The following is a 13,838-nucleotide window of genomic DNA, read 5'->3' on the forward strand; positions in this document are numbered from 1 at the left end:
CTCCTATTGATGCCAAATACAGTCGTTCACCAACTCTAATCTTTTTTGGTGAGCTTCTAGTTCATCGGCACTTGCGCGCAAAACCTTTAGCGCTTTTCTTCCTTCAATACGACGAATGGTTTCTACTCCACCCTCTTGTTTATTCGCGTTAAATTCTAGACTCGTTTGACCACCCGTCATAAAGAGGTAAACGTCGGCTAGAATCTCCGCATCGAGCAAAGCTCCGTGGAGTGTACGGTGCGAGTTATCAATACCGTAACGTTCACATAAGATATCAAGGTTGTTTCGCTTACCAGGGAAGATTTTCTTCGCCATTGCAAGGGTGTCGGTCACCTTGCAGTAGTCGTCAGTTTTGCCGATGTTAGGATCGAGCATGCCAAACTCGTAATCCATAAAGCCGGTATCGAAGGGCGCGTTGTGGGCAACAAGTTCTGCGCCTTTAATAAACTCAAGAAACTCTTGGTGCACGCTCGCGTATTCCGGTTTATCAACCAAGAATTCATCCGTAATACCGTGAACTTCAACCGCTTCTGGTTGGATTTCACGATCGGGTTTTAAATAAACGTGGAAGTGACGACCAGTCAGCTTACGGTTGATGATCTCCACGGCACCGATTTCAATAATGCGGTGTCCCATGTAGTGAGGACCACCCTCGCGGTTCATACCTGTGGTTTCGGTATCGAGAACGACAATGCGGTTATATTCAGAATTGCTGCTGGTATTCATAAGGTTATGTATGTCAGACTATGCTTTATTAAATGTTTCGGCTAATAGTACCAAAAAATATGACCAAACACGTTGAGATTTTCACTGACGGTTCTTGTTTAGGTAACCCAGGACCAGGTGGTTACGGCATAGTATTGCGTTACAAAGACGTAGAAAAGACACTTTCCAAAGGCTATACGTTAACTACCAACAACCGCATGGAAATGTTGGCGGCTGTCGTCGCGCTACAGACGTTAAAACAACCTTGTAAAGTCACTTTAACGACTGACAGCCAATATGTGCGCCAAGGTATTACTCAGTGGATCCATAACTGGAAGAAGCGTGGTTGGAAAACAGCGGATAAAAAACCCGTGAAGAATGCCGATTTATGGCAAGCTCTAGACAAAGAAACCGCACGCCATCAAGTTGAATGGCATTGGGTAAAAGGCCACGCAGGCCATCGTGAGAACGAAATGTGTGATGAGCTAGCCCGGACTGCTGCAGAAAACCCAACTGAGGAAGATACAGGTTACCAACCCTCTTAGCGAGATTCTTTCCTCATAGTGTTACCCTCTCGATTCATCACCCCAAGTGGTGTGAGCTTTTTCTTCAAGCGCCAATGCGGTTTGATAGGCTTGAGAGGGTATGTCCGTTTCCGCGCGACTATGTAATACAAACTCCCAGCGGGTGATGCCCAATCACCAAGACTATTTTCCAACCATGTCCACATCGTACGGTAACGTTTCATCGGAAACAGCGCATAACGATCACAATGAATCACTTGATAATTAAGTAACCCTAACCAATCTTTGATGCGGTTCGACGTAAACATTCGTCCACTCCAAGGCAAATTATGTTTACGCCATGGAAGTAAACTCGCTAATCCAGTCAAGCTTAATGGGTTGAATCCAGTAATAATTACATAGCCATCATCCATCATCACTCTATCGACTTCACGCAACAAACGGTGTGGATCGCTTGCATAGTCGAGCTGATGAGCGAGTATCACAACATCAAAGCTTTTTTCCAAAAAGGGTAATTCGTAACCATCTGCAATCACATTATGCAACGGGTTCTGGATATCTACGTTGACTTGGTGTTGAATGTTACAATTACAGCTGGTTAGCTCACAGCTCAACCCGCCCAGTTTGAGCATATGGTAGCCGAAGAGTTTCGGACACCATTCATCAAGTCGGGTCTGGATTGACTCAAGCACCCACGGACCGTTGTTCATTGCTGACCAAGTCGACGGGTGTGGTATAGTTTTGTTGCTGAGTGCTGGTTTCATTAACCACCTGACTAAAATGGGTGACGGAGAACGAATCGTGTTAGAGATCAAAAGCATACCCGCATTTAATGATAATTACATCTGGCTGATACAAAATAGCGATAAGCGCTGCGCAGTCGTTGATCCGGGCGATGCGAAGCCAGTATTAGAATTTCTGCAGGCTAACGAATTAACTTTAGAAGCGATTTTAATTACGCACCACCACAACGATCACATTGGTGGCGTTCCAGACTTAGTGCGTGCATTTCCTGACGTCGCCGTTGTGGGCCCAAAATCAGAGCCAATTCCAACCCTAACGACACCAATGGAAGAAGGCGACAAGCTGGAGTTGTTTGGTGAGATTTTCTTAGTACTTGGGTTACCCGGCCATACTTTGGGCCATATCGGTTACGTTGGGGACGGAAAACTGTTTTGCGGTGATGTGCTCTTTTCTGCTGGCTGCGGTCGTATTTTTGAAGGTACGCCTGAGCAAATGTTTGAATCACTGAGCAAACTAACGTCTCTACCAGAAGAAACTCAAGTCTTCTGCGCACATGAATACACGGCGAGTAACGTGGCGTTTGCTCTAGCGGTTGAACCTGACAATGAGCAACTTCGCCAATATCGCGACGATGTAAACCGACTGCGAGCACTCAACATTCCGACACTTCCAACAACAATACGCAAAGAAAAGTGGATTAATCCGTTCTTGCGAACCTCTAACCCTGACGTGGTTCAATCTGTTGCTAGTCGCATTAAAAATAGCGATCCATGCTCGGTTTTTACTGCTTTACGCGAGTGGAAGAACGAATTTTAACCATTTTCTGCTTGTAAGTTTGCAAGACCCCAGTATTATCAGGGACTGATTTTTCGAGAAGCGCCACTGGCGCTTCTCTTACGTTTGGGGTTGATATAAATCTATTTGAATTTCTCCCCATTGCATAATTAGAAGCTCTTTGCCTCTATAAATTAGTTAGTGTTTAAAAGATGTCTATTATCTTGCGACTGCCACGCACATTACGTTGCGCGACAGGCAGGTGAAGATAAACAGGCCCTAAATAGGCTGAATCCATGCGTTTGAAGTATACTTGGGCGTTGGCGTTGTTATTATCTGGCTGTCAATTGACTCAGTCAGATTCAACGTCTTCTACACCAGAAACCAATAAATCTGAGCAGACTGCAAAGCAAAATGCAGTAAAAGCTCAACCGGGCAATAAATCGTCACTAGCAAAAAAACCCGCTAACGACGCGCCTAAAGTTCTCTCCCCCCAAGAACAAGAAGATGTGTGGCAACGTATCGCCATGCAGCTGGACATGGATATCCCAAACCACAAGAAAGTGGACTACTACCGTACGTGGTATTTAAAGCACCCAAATCACCTTTACACGGTATCTAAGCGTGCGACTCCTTTTCTATACATGATCACAAAACGTATCGAAGAGCGCGGACTCCCAATGGAGCTTGCATTACTTCCTGTAGTGGAAAGTTCATTCGATGCCTTTGCCTACTCACATGGTAGCGCGGCTGGGTTGTGGCAATTTGTCCCAGGCACCGGAAAAATGATGGGATTAGAGCAAAACTACTGGTATGACGGTCGCAGAGATGTGGCAGCAGCAACGGATGCAGCGCTGGACTACCTAGTACAACTAAACGAGCGTTTTGATGGTAACTGGGAACATGCAATCGCCGCTTATAACAGCGGTGGAGGCCGAGTTTCTAGCGCAATTCGTAAGAATAAAAAGCTCGGTAAACCTATCGATTTCTTCTCATTAGACTTACCAAAAGAGACCAGCAGTTACGTTCCTAAGCTATTGGCCTTGGCTGACGTTATCGCAAACCAAGACAAGTACGGACTTAATATTCCTGCAATTCCAAACAAGCCTGTTCTAACGCTTGTTGATCCAGAAGAGCAGTTAGATCTGGCTATTGCCGCAGATTATGCCGGCATTAGCGTAAAAGAGTTGCAGAGTTACAACCCAGCATACAACCAGTGGTCGACAGCGCCTGAGGGGCCGCACCAACTTTTGATTCCCGTAGAGAAAAAAGAGACTTTTCTCACCAAGGTGGAGAAAAATCGCGGTAAAGGGATGAAGGTCGCTCGCTACAAGGTGAAATCTGGTGACTCTTTAAGCGTGCTAGCTAATAAATACGGCACAACCACGAAAGTCATTCGACGTGCCAACGGCCTATCGAATAACAACATTCGTATTGGTCAATACCTATTGATTCCGACATCAACAAAAGACGATGCAAAATATGCATTAACGGCACAAAACCGATTAAACAAGACTCAATCTCGTGCTCGTGGTCAACTCAAGCTCACCCATGTCGTTCAGTCTGGAGAAAGTTTGTGGTCAATCGCACGTAACAATAAAGTGTCGTATAAATCGTTAGCTAAATGGAATGGTATGGGCCCTAAAGATCCATTGCGTGTGGGTCAAAAGCTAGTGATTTGGAAGGATTCAGACAAAGGTTCTGTGATCCGTACCGTTTTCTACAACGTTCGCTCTGGCGACACCATTAGCGGCATTGCAAGCAAGTTCAAAGTAAAAACGAACGACATCGTGAAATGGAACTCGCTACACAAGAAAAAATACTTACAACCAGGTCAAAAGCTTAAGTTGTACGTTGACGTAACGAAGGTAAGTGTATGAACCCATCAAGCAATCCACTTGTGATGCTGTTGGACATTTTTCGTTCTCCAACATCTTGTTTTCTTGCGCTTTATCAACGCGGTGGATGGGGATGGCAACCGTTCATCTTCCTGATGCTTAGTCCGTTTTTATTCTGGGGTGCTTACTTTTCGAATGTCGATTTCACGTGGCTCAGTGACCAACTTGCTGCGCAATTTCAGCAAATCGACCCGAAGCAGATTGAGCTATTAGAACCAAACACGCTAATGGCAAGCGCGATCATCAATGATGTATTCAACCGCTTTGCCACCTTACTATTGCTCGCGCTTTGGTTCTTTCTTGCAACAAAGGCAAGCAAACAACAATACGGTTACTGGAAATGGTTTGCCGCATCGTGTGCTATCTTATTCCCAGCAGTATTGGGCGATGTAGCAAGCTACGCGAGCTTGCTACTCAAGCATGGTCAGGTAATGACTTACGCTGCCGATTTAAATAGCCTCAATGGTCTATTAAAGCTGCCTCTTACTAACGAATGGTCTCATTTCGCTAGCTCGTTACCTTTGCTTCTGCCTTGGTACATTGTGCTCGGCTACGGCGTTGTACTGACGTGGACGGAGTTTGAACGTGGCCAAGCTTTGGTGATTGCAAGCCTGCCATGGGTATTCTTCTACGTTATTTGGGCACTTTATATTGTGGTAACCTAAGCTAGTCATTTAACGTAAATGACAATAACAATGGGTTATGATCGGAAGCGTCGCTCTGCGGCGCTTTTGCGTACTTAAGCGTCAGACCTCGGTAAAACACATGGTCCAGTGGTAACCCTGTTATAAATTGGACTCGATGATCCGGCAAGAACATCACCTCTTGTAAGTCCGCAGCCTTTAAGGCCTGCCTCATCGCATTAACGCGAGATTCACTCCAGCTATTGAAGTCTCCAGCAAATAGAATTGGCCCCACATGATGCTTTAAAAGCATTTCAAGCGCCGTTAACTGCGATACATACTCTTTTGTACCTACGGTGAAGTTAATCGCATGTACATTCACCACTGCGAGTTTCTCGCCATTACTCAAGTGATACTGGCTATATAATGCAGACTTAGGTAAGCGAAGCCACGGCTCTTTAGAGGTGTAAGCGCAGGCTTTTTCTGGTTGCCCTTGAGCAATACTAATTACACCGGCACCGCTACCCAGCGCCTTAAAAGCACTCACTTGATTACTAACCCAGCGACCATCCACCAACCACTGTTTAAATGATGGTGTCATGCTGGCTTCTTGCAATAACAGTAACTGCTTATCAGCAGAAAACTCATCGAGTGCACGTTGCCAATTAGCCCGGTTCTGTTTGTAGATATTCCAGACAAGCACATTGATTTTGCCGTCATGATCGAGAGCTTTTGAATCGCTAAATTCGATGCACCTAATATCTTGTGTCAGCTCGGTACCTGTTTGGGTAATAATTTGCGGCTGATCTGGTACGGTGAAAATAACCTGGAAGCCGACCAATACCGCCATAATAAGAAAAGCTAACGCCAGAAAAAAACGCTTAAACATACGACAAACCTGAATGTAGGCACCCGAAATCTAGAACAACCAATCTCGGGTTAAATGATTTCACTAATAAGCAAACAACAAAAAAGGAGCCACTTGGCTCCCTTTTAGCATAATAAATACGAAACAGGTGACAAGAAACCTTAGATCGCGTCTTCGTCTTCTTCACCAGTACGAATACGAACCACACGCTCAATATCAGTGACGAATATTTTACCATCACCAATCTTACCAGTTTGCGCGGTTTCAATGATTGTCTCTACGCATTTATCAGCCACATCTTCGGTTACAACGATTTCGAGCTTCACTTTAGGTAGAAAGTCCACCATATACTCTGCACCACGGTAAAGCTCTGTGTGACCCTTTTGGCGACCAAAACCTTTCACTTCAGAGACGGTCATCCCTGTAATGCCAACTTCAGCTAGCGCTTCTCGAACATCATCCAATTTAAATGGCTTGATAATCGCTTCAATTTTTTTCATGTTCATCCCTTAAGCTTCAATCGATTGCGCTTATTATCGTTTAGCGTTTCGCAACATTCAATGTTTGTCTCTGCTCCACCAGCGAAAATCCAGGCTGAGCAAATTAACATAGCGAATATCGTGAGTTGATAAAACCCAATGAGGACTGCTCAATGCCCAATCGTCCAAGCTTTACTTCAGGCTCACGTTTACTTCAAACTTGCGTAGTAAGCCGCTAGGTTAGCGATGTCTTCATCAGACAACAATGAAGCTTGAGCTTGCATCACAGCAGCAAGTCCACCTGTTCGCTCTTTATTTTTATAAGCTTTAATTGAACTGATAATATATTGCTCATTTTGCCCTTTCAGATTTGGGTAACCCGGAATGACAGCAATACCATCAGCGCCATGACACGCCGCGCATACTCCCGACTTTGCTTGACCTGCTGCGACATCTCCCGCAGCTAGAGCTTGCCCACTGAACATGGTTAACGCCACCATTGCACCCATGATTGTTTTCTTCATTGCTTCACCTAATCAATTATTATTTAAGGATTTTTATATTTTATAATCGACATTGTGGCATGAATTTTCATTACCTGCGCCAAATAAGTTCACAATCTTGACCATTAAATGCCTGATCAACGAACAGATCTGCCACAGCAACGACTCGGTCTTGATACATCAAAATCGGAATTTGACGACGCAGCCAGCTTGGCACATTGTATTCTTGGAACAACTTCTTCAGTTTTCGACTGTGATTACGCGTGGTTGGATGCGCTGATAAGCCTTCCGGATTAAAGGTCACGCGAAGCAATTCTGGCTGACTCGGAAGCGCAATCGTTGCGTTGCTAGAACTCGTCGTTAAGGTCAGCTCCCCTAGCCGCTCTGGCAGCGACAAAGTCGCATCAACTTGAATCGTACTTTGCCACTCAGTGACGTCAGCCGTTTCCGTTACCCAATAGAGACAATTTCGAAAACGGCGCACTTCACCTTGTTTAAGTTGTAGTTTGGGGTTGGCATCTTGCTGAGCTAATGCGACTTCATTCCAGATGAGATTGAGTTGTACCTGAGTCGGCATACTAGTATTAAGCTTAGACAGCCACATACGAATCAAGCGCGCACGCGCTAATCCACTGTGCTTAGCCAGTTCTTCAATACTCAAACTTAGATCCGTTTGTAAAGCGCGTTCAAACACCGCGCTCAATAGTTCATCCAATAGCGCTTCTTGTTGAGCACATAAACTTGCACTGCGCTGAACCGCTTGATGGATACTCGGCCAGCGACCAGACAATTCAGGAATAACACAATGACGAAGAAAGTTACGATCATAACGGGTATCTTGATTGCTTTCGTCTTCCACCCACTCCAAGCCTAATTTAGTAGCGGCTTCTTCGATGGTCTTCCGCTTGATAGTAAGCAATGGTCGAACTAGAGATCCGCAAGAAAACGGCATACTCTCCGCCATCGAAGATAACCCTTTAGGCCCGCTGCCGCGCTTAAGCGCAAGGAGAAAAGTCTCTATTTGATCGTCGGCATGTTGACCAGTCAACAGTATATCACCTTCTTGAATGTACTTAGTTAAGGCTTGGTAGCGAGCTTTACGAGCAAGAAGTTCAATACTTTCACCATTGCTGATGTCTAAGCTCACTCGCTCGATCGAGCACGATATCCCCACTTGTTGTGCCCAAAGTAAGCATTTATCGGCCCAATTATCGGCATTCGAGCTTAAACCATGGTGCACATACACAGCGTGACACTCTATCGAATGCGCTTGTTGGTAGCGACTGAGTAATTCGAGTAAAAGACGTGAATCCACTCCTCCGCTAAACGCCAAGACAACCTTAGTGCCTAATTGATAGTAGCGGCCGAGAACTTGAGCAAAATGCGGGTAAAGCGATTCCATAAGCGATCCGATAGGTACAAAAAAAGGGCTGGACTCTCATCCAACCCTTTCTATTTTAACTGTTATCACTTGAGATATCAGCTAACGCTTAATAGCAATCACCGAAATTAACAGTAACCGTAGCTCATTAGACGCTGGTAACGACGCTCACGTAGCGTCTCTTCATCCAATTGTTCTAGATCTTCTAGCTGACGAAGTAGTGTCGCTTTCATATTCGCTGCCATTTGAACATGATCGCGATGAGCGCCGCCTAGTGGCTCTTCAATGATTTCGTCGATCAGTTCAAGCTCTTTAAGACGCGGAGCAGTTAGACCCATTGCCTCTGCCGCTTGTGGCGCTTTGTCTGAATCACGCCATAAGATTGAAGCACAACCCTCAGGAGAAATTACTGAGTACGTAGAGTACTGAAGCATGTTCACGTAGTCGCCTACACCGATTGCTAGTGCACCACCAGAACCGCCTTCACCAACAACGTTACAGATTACTGGCACTTTAAGACCAGACATCACTTTTAGGTTTTTCGCGATAGCTTCAGATTGACCACGCTCTTCTGCGCCCACACCTGGATACGCGCCAGCCGTGTCAATAAATGTGATGATCGGCATGTTGAAACGCTCTGCCATTTCCATCAAGCGTAGAGCCTTACGGTAGCCTTCTGGTTTCGGCATACCAAAGTTACGTTTCACCTTTTCTTTGGTCTCACGACCTTTTTGGTGACCAATGATCATCACAGGGCGGCCTTCAAGGCGAGCCATGCCACCCACAATCGCTTTGTCGTCTGCAAACGCGCGGTCACCCGCTAATTCATCAAACTCCTCAAAAGCGTGTTGGATGTAATCCAGCGTGTAAGGACGTAGTGGGTGACGAGCCAGTTGAGCTGTTTCCCATGCACCTAGGTCACTGAAGGTTTTTTTCTTCAGCTCTAAGCTTTTCTTCTCAAGCTGTTCGATTTCTTTATCCAGGTCAATCGCAGAATCACCACCGTGACGAGAGACATCACGTAGTGCTTCAATTTTCGCTTCTAGTTCTGCAATTGGCTTTTCAAATTCAAGAAAGTTTAGGCTCATCTATGAATCCTTGTTTACTCAGCGTCTAACATATTGCGCTGAATTTTTAGTTAAATTCGAGTTCTACCTGGCTTTTGCCAAGTAACTGTTTTAAATCGTCGAGTAATGTATCACTTGGCGTTACTCGCCACTCGGTGCCCAATGTTAACCGCGCTCTGGCGTCGGCACGCTGGTAGTATACATTGACGGGTACGGTTCCGGCTTTGTGCGGTTCTAAAATACGGCTGAACTGCTCAAAAAACTGATCGTTGATCTGAGTTGCATCTATCGATACCGACAAACCACGAGCGTATTTCTCGCGCGCACTGCCGAGATCCATAACTTCACGCGCTGACATTTTAAGGCCACCGTTGAAGTCATCAAAGCTGACCTGTCCAGAAACGACCAAAATTCTGTCTTTTTCGAGAAGTTCAGCGTATCGATCCAGTGCATCTGAGAACAACATCACTTCCATGCGACCACTTCGGTCATCCAGTGTCATAATGCCAATTCGTGTACCACGCTTAGTCGTCATTACACGAGCTGCAATAACCAGACCTGCCACCGTGACAGATTGGTCGCGGCGAGTGGGCGTTGCGTCTTTTAGTCGACAACTGGTGTATTTGTTTAGTTCCTTTACGTAGGCGTTAATTGGGTGCCCTGTCAAATATAGACCTAGGGTATCACGCTCGCCCTCTAACCACACTTTTTCTGGCCAAGGCGGAACTTGCGTATACTTATGCTCTACTTCTTCAGGTGCATCCGTTAGCACACCAAACATATCCGTTTGACCAAACGCCTCAGCTTGGTGATGTTGACTTGCTGCTTTTACCGCATCATTGAGTGACGCCATCATCGCCGCACGGTGTGGGCCTAGTCGATCCAACGCGCCCGCGTAAATCAGCTTCTCTATCACTCGTTTATTGACGCGTTTTAGATCAACTCGAGCACAGAAATCAAATAGGTCTTTAAAGTGACCACCTTTATTTCTCGCCTCAAGAATCGCATCGATAGGGCCCTCACCAACCCCTTTTATCGCACCAATACCGTAAACAATTGCGCCATTTTCATCAACATTAAAGCGATATAGGCCAGAGTTGATGTCTGGTGGCAGCACGGTAAGCTTCATACGGAAACACTCATCGACCAAGCCAACGACTTTTTCCGTGTTATCCATATCGGCTGTCATTACCGCAGCCATAAATTCGGCAGGATAATGTGTTTTCAGCCAAAGAGTTTGATAAGAAACCAATGCATAAGCAGCAGAGTGCGATTTGTTAAAACCATAACCGGCGAACTTCTCTACCAAGTCGAAGATTTTCATCGCCAACTCGCCATCGATACCGTTCTTTATCGCACCTTCTTCAAAGATAGCACGTTGTTTTGCCATCTCTTCTGGCTTTTTCTTACCCATTGCACGACGAAGCATGTCCGCACCACCTAGCGTGTAACCTGCTAAGATCTGCGCAATCTGCATTACCTGCTCTTGATACAGGATGATGCCGTAGGTTGGATCAAGCGTCTCTTTTAGCGACTCGTGTTGCCACTTTTCATCTGGATAAGAGATCGCTTCTCGACCATGTTTACGGTCGATAAAGTTATCTACCATGCCCGATTGCAAAGGACCCGGACGGAAGAGTGCTACCAATGCGATGATGTCTTCGAAACAGTCTGGCTGAAGTCGTTTAATCAGCTCTTTCATGCCTCGAGATTCAAGCTGGAATACTGCTGTCGTTTCAGAGTTTTGCAACAAACGGAAAGAGGCAGGGTCTTCTAACGGTATGGATTCAATTTGAACCGGTTCTTTCCCTTCTCGCTCTAGGCGTGGGTTAATCAGTCCTAACGCCCAGTCAATAATGGTTAAGGTACGTAAACCCAAGAAGTCAAACTTAACTAGGCCAGCGGTCTCAACATCGTTTTTATCAAATTGAGTAACCGGAAAGTGACCTTCAGCGTCTGCATAAATTGGCGCAAAATCGGTAATTGTTGTAGGTGATATTACAACACCACCAGCGTGTTTACCGGCGTTTCGCGTACAGCCTTCCAAAATATGACACATGTCGATGAGTTCTTTAACTTCCTCATCGGCCTCATACAATTCAGGTAGTGCAGGTTCAGCTTTAAACGCTTTATCTAGCGTCATACCTGGATCGGGCGGGATCAGCTTTGAAATACGATCAACAAAACCAAATGGGTGGCCCAATACGCGGCCAACGTCACGGATTACCGCTTTTGCCGCCATGGTACCAAACGTGATGATCTGAGACACCGCGTCACGACCGTACATTTCCGCAACGTGGTCAATAACCTGGTCACGTTTATCCATACAGAAATCGACGTCGAAATCGGGCATCGAAACACGTTCTGGGTTCAAGAAACGTTCGAACAGCAAGTCGTATTCTAGTGGATCCAGATCGGTGATTTTTAGTGCGTAAGCCACCAAAGAACCAGCACCGGAACCACGTCCAGGACCGACAGGAATTCCATTATCTTTTGACCACTGGATGAACTCCATTACGATCAAGAAGTAACCAGGAAATCCCATTTGGTTGATAACATCTAGCTCTATCTGAAGACGTTCATCATATTCAGGGCGGCGACGTTTTCTCTCTTCCTCATCTGGAAATAGGAACTCTAAACGCTCTTCCAACCCCTCTCGGGATTTCATGACTAGGAACTCAGTCTCTTTCATCCCTTCGGTTGGGAAAGCTGGTAGGAAGTACTCCCCTAAGCGCACAGTCACGTTACAACGCTTCGCTATCTCGACACTGTTTTCTAACGCTTCAGGAATATCAGCAAACAGCTCGCACATTTCTTCTTCTGTACGAAGATATTGCTGCGGACTGTAGTTTTTTGGCCTACGCGGATCTTCTAATGTGTAACCATCGTGAATCGCTACGCGTATTTCATGAGCATCAAATAGGTCTGGACTCAGGAATACAACTTCATTGGTCGCCACTACTGGCAAGTCTTGCTGCTCTGCCAATTCAACCGCAAAGTGAAGATAAGTTTCTTCATCTGGACGACCGGTACGAAGTAGCTCAAGATAAAAGCGATCTGGAAAATGCTGTTTATAGAAATCAACACACCCTTGCACTATTTGACGGTTGCCTTTCAAAAGGCCGCGACCAATTTCTCCGCTTTTACCGCCGGATAATACAATCAGGCCTTCAGACATTTCAGCCAACCAGGCTTTGTCAATCACTGGGTGGTGTTGAACATGTCCACGTAAGTACGCTTTTGATATCAATAACGTCAGGTTCTTATAACCTACATTATCCGCCGCAAGCAAAGTCACTTGTGTCAGCTCTTCACCAAACTCGTCCGACTGCATTTTAAAGTCAGCACCAATGATCGGTTTAACACCACTGCCATGCGCCGTACCGTAAAACTTCACCAAACCACATAGGTTGGTAAAGTCGGTCAACGCCATTGCGGGCATACCGAGCTCAGCAACTTTCTTTACGATTGGCGGAACTTTGTTGAGGCCATCCACCATCGAGAAGTCACTATGAACACGCAGGTGGATGAATTTGGGATCTGACATTAACAGGTACCGTGTAACTCTATTTTGTTGGGGATTCTAACCTAAAGAGGTTGGGTTTATAACACCAATTAGATCGTTTGATTATTCTATGCTTAACGCTTTTTTTACTGGCTTGAAACTCTTGCGGTGTTCACTGATCACTCCGTGTTGCTCAATCGCTTCAAAGTGCGCTTTAGTTGGGTAACCTTTGTGCTTCGCGAAGCCAAATTGTGGATGAAGTTTATCCAACTCTTCCATCTCTTGGTCACGCACGACTTTGGCAATAATGGAAGCCGCACTGATTTCGGCAACACGTAGATCGCCTTTTACTACAGCTTGAGCATCCATTGGCAGCTCCGGACAACGGTTACCATCAATCAACACCAAATCAGGTTGAACCTGTAACCCCGCCACTGCACGCTGCATCGCAACCATAGTCGCCTGTAAAATATTCAGTTGATCAATTTCTTCAGGAGAACAACGCCCGACCGCCCACGCCAATGCTTTTTCTTTGATTTCAGGAAGCAACGCCATGCGTTTCTTTTCGGTCAATTTTTTCGAATCGTTCAACCCTTCAATAGGATTGTGAGGATCAAGGATAACCGCAGCGGTGACGACGTCTCCCACCAAAGGGCCACGTCCGACCTCGTCGACTCCGGCCACAAGCTGATAACCTTGCGGATATTCAAACGGAGGGAGTTCAACTTTGGTTTTGGTCGCTTTTGGTTTAACAGCCATGATAAATC

13 protein-coding genes are annotated in these 13,838 nt (G+C 45.7%); 4 read left to right on the forward strand and 9 right to left on the reverse strand.

Going from position 1 to position 13,838, the window contains the following annotated elements; all coding sequences use genetic code 11:
- Positions 1-3: 3 nt before the first annotated feature.
- The gene (gene dnaQ, locus R7E78_RS01370) at positions 4-726 is read right to left on the reverse strand and encodes a DNA polymerase III subunit epsilon (RefSeq protein ID WP_005380385.1); all 723 of its coding nucleotides are present in this window, start codon (positions 724-726) and stop codon (positions 4-6) included.
- 59 nt (positions 727-785) lie between these two features.
- Between dnaQ and rnhA the strand changes: the two genes are divergently transcribed.
- Positions 786-1,250, forward strand: coding sequence for a ribonuclease HI (gene rnhA / locus R7E78_RS01375; RefSeq protein ID WP_005380384.1), 465 nt, complete (start codon positions 786-788; stop codon positions 1,248-1,250).
- Here rnhA and R7E78_RS01380 read toward each other — a convergent pair.
- Positions 1,247-1,993 (reverse strand): class I SAM-dependent methyltransferase, encoded by a 747-nt coding sequence (locus R7E78_RS01380; RefSeq protein ID WP_017636046.1) that lies wholly within the window; start codon positions 1,991-1,993, stop codon positions 1,247-1,249. The two genes, rnhA and R7E78_RS01380, sit on opposite strands and share 4 nt — an antisense overlap.
- Positions 1,994-2,030: 37 nt before the next feature.
- On the opposite strand from R7E78_RS01380, the gene gloB reads away from it, so the two are divergent.
- The 3 genes from gloB (at position 2,031) to R7E78_RS01395 (ending at position 5,310) form a co-directional block, all read left to right on the forward strand.
- Entirely contained in the window at positions 2,031-2,789 is a 759-nt protein-coding gene (gene gloB / locus R7E78_RS01385) for a hydroxyacylglutathione hydrolase (protein WP_017636045.1), read from the forward strand.
- Positions 2,790-3,043: 254 nt separating this feature from the next.
- Positions 3,044-4,627: a LysM peptidoglycan-binding domain-containing protein gene (locus R7E78_RS01390; protein ID WP_262640571.1), complete on the forward strand. Its 1,584-nt coding sequence runs from the start codon at positions 3,044-3,046 to the stop codon at positions 4,625-4,627.
- Positions 4,624-5,310 carry a YIP1 family protein gene (locus R7E78_RS01395; RefSeq protein ID WP_005380375.1) on the forward strand — a complete coding sequence of 229 codons (687 nt, stop codon included), beginning with the start codon at positions 4,624-4,626 and terminating at the stop codon, positions 5,308-5,310. The genes R7E78_RS01390 and R7E78_RS01395 overlap by 4 nt, the downstream gene beginning before the upstream one ends.
- A 1-nt stretch (position 5,311) precedes the next feature.
- Here R7E78_RS01395 and R7E78_RS01400 read toward each other — a convergent pair whose 3' ends face one another.
- The 7 genes from R7E78_RS01400 to rnhB all read right to left on the reverse strand — a co-directional run bounded on the left by R7E78_RS01400 (position 5,312) and on the right by rnhB (position 13,830).
- Positions 5,312-6,157 carry an endonuclease/exonuclease/phosphatase family protein gene (locus tag R7E78_RS01400; protein ID WP_262640572.1) on the reverse strand — a complete coding sequence of 282 codons (846 nt, stop codon included), beginning with the start codon at positions 6,155-6,157 and terminating at the stop codon, positions 5,312-5,314.
- A 140-nt stretch (positions 6,158-6,297) separates the two neighbouring features.
- Positions 6,298-6,636, reverse strand: coding sequence for a nitrogen regulatory protein P-II (gene glnB, locus R7E78_RS01405; RefSeq protein WP_005380372.1), 339 nt, complete (start codon positions 6,634-6,636; stop codon positions 6,298-6,300).
- A gap of 188 nt (positions 6,637-6,824) precedes the next feature.
- Positions 6,825-7,139: a c-type cytochrome gene (locus tag R7E78_RS01410; RefSeq protein WP_033905507.1), complete on the reverse strand. Its 315-nt coding sequence runs from the start codon at positions 7,137-7,139 to the stop codon at positions 6,825-6,827.
- A 70-nt stretch (positions 7,140-7,209) separates the two neighbouring features.
- Positions 7,210-8,520, reverse strand: a complete 1,311-nt coding sequence (tilS, locus tag R7E78_RS01415) for a tRNA lysidine(34) synthetase TilS (protein ID WP_262640573.1) — start codon at positions 8,518-8,520, stop codon at positions 7,210-7,212.
- 107 nt (positions 8,521-8,627) lie between these two features.
- On the reverse strand, positions 8,628-9,587 hold the full coding sequence (gene accA, locus R7E78_RS01420) for an acetyl-CoA carboxylase carboxyl transferase subunit alpha (protein ID WP_005380365.1): 960 nt from the start codon (positions 9,585-9,587) through the stop codon (positions 8,628-8,630).
- 46 nt (positions 9,588-9,633) lie between these two features.
- Positions 9,634-13,113, reverse strand: a complete 3,480-nt coding sequence (gene dnaE, locus R7E78_RS01425; protein ID WP_006741668.1) for a DNA polymerase III subunit alpha — start codon at positions 13,111-13,113, stop codon at positions 9,634-9,636.
- 81 nt (positions 13,114-13,194) lie between these two features.
- Complete coding sequence (gene rnhB, locus R7E78_RS01430; protein WP_025768249.1) at positions 13,195-13,830, reverse strand: ribonuclease HII; 636 nt, start codon at positions 13,828-13,830, stop codon at positions 13,195-13,197.
- Positions 13,831-13,838 lie beyond the last annotated feature (8 nt).

It is taken from the genome of Vibrio sp. YT-19(2023) (genome assembly GCF_033337395.1).

Bases quoted from the DNA above. Each gene is read 5' to 3' on its own strand.
- dnaQ (WP_005380385.1), bottom strand. From the start codon at position 726: ATGAATACCAGCAGCAATTCTGAATATAACCGCATTGTCGTTCTCGAT.
- rnhA (WP_005380384.1), top strand. From the start codon at position 786: ATGACCAAACACGTTGAGATTTTCACTGACGGTTCTTGTTTAGGTAAC.
- R7E78_RS01380 (WP_017636046.1), bottom strand. From the start codon at position 1,993: ATGAAACCAGCACTCAGCAACAAAACTATACCACACCCGTCGACTTGG.
- R7E78_RS01390 (WP_262640571.1), top strand. From the start codon at position 3,044: ATGCGTTTGAAGTATACTTGGGCGTTGGCGTTGTTATTATCTGGCTGT.
- R7E78_RS01395 (WP_005380375.1), top strand. From the start codon at position 4,624: ATGAACCCATCAAGCAATCCACTTGTGATGCTGTTGGACATTTTTCGT.
- R7E78_RS01400 (WP_262640572.1), bottom strand. From the start codon at position 6,157: ATGTTTAAGCGTTTTTTTCTGGCGTTAGCTTTTCTTATTATGGCGGTA.
- glnB (WP_005380372.1), bottom strand. From the start codon at position 6,636: ATGAAAAAAATTGAAGCGATTATCAAGCCATTTAAATTGGATGATGTT.
- R7E78_RS01410 (WP_033905507.1), bottom strand. From the start codon at position 7,139: ATGAAGAAAACAATCATGGGTGCAATGGTGGCGTTAACCATGTTCAGT.
- tilS (WP_262640573.1), bottom strand. From the start codon at position 8,520: ATGGAATCGCTTTACCCGCATTTTGCTCAAGTTCTCGGCCGCTACTAT.
- accA (WP_005380365.1), bottom strand. From the start codon at position 9,587: ATGAGCCTAAACTTTCTTGAATTTGAAAAGCCAATTGCAGAACTAGAA.
- dnaE (WP_006741668.1), bottom strand. From the start codon at position 13,113: ATGTCAGATCCCAAATTCATCCACCTGCGTGTTCATAGTGACTTCTCG.
- rnhB (WP_025768249.1), bottom strand. From the start codon at position 13,830: ATGGCTGTTAAACCAAAAGCGACCAAAACCAAAGTTGAACTCCCTCCG.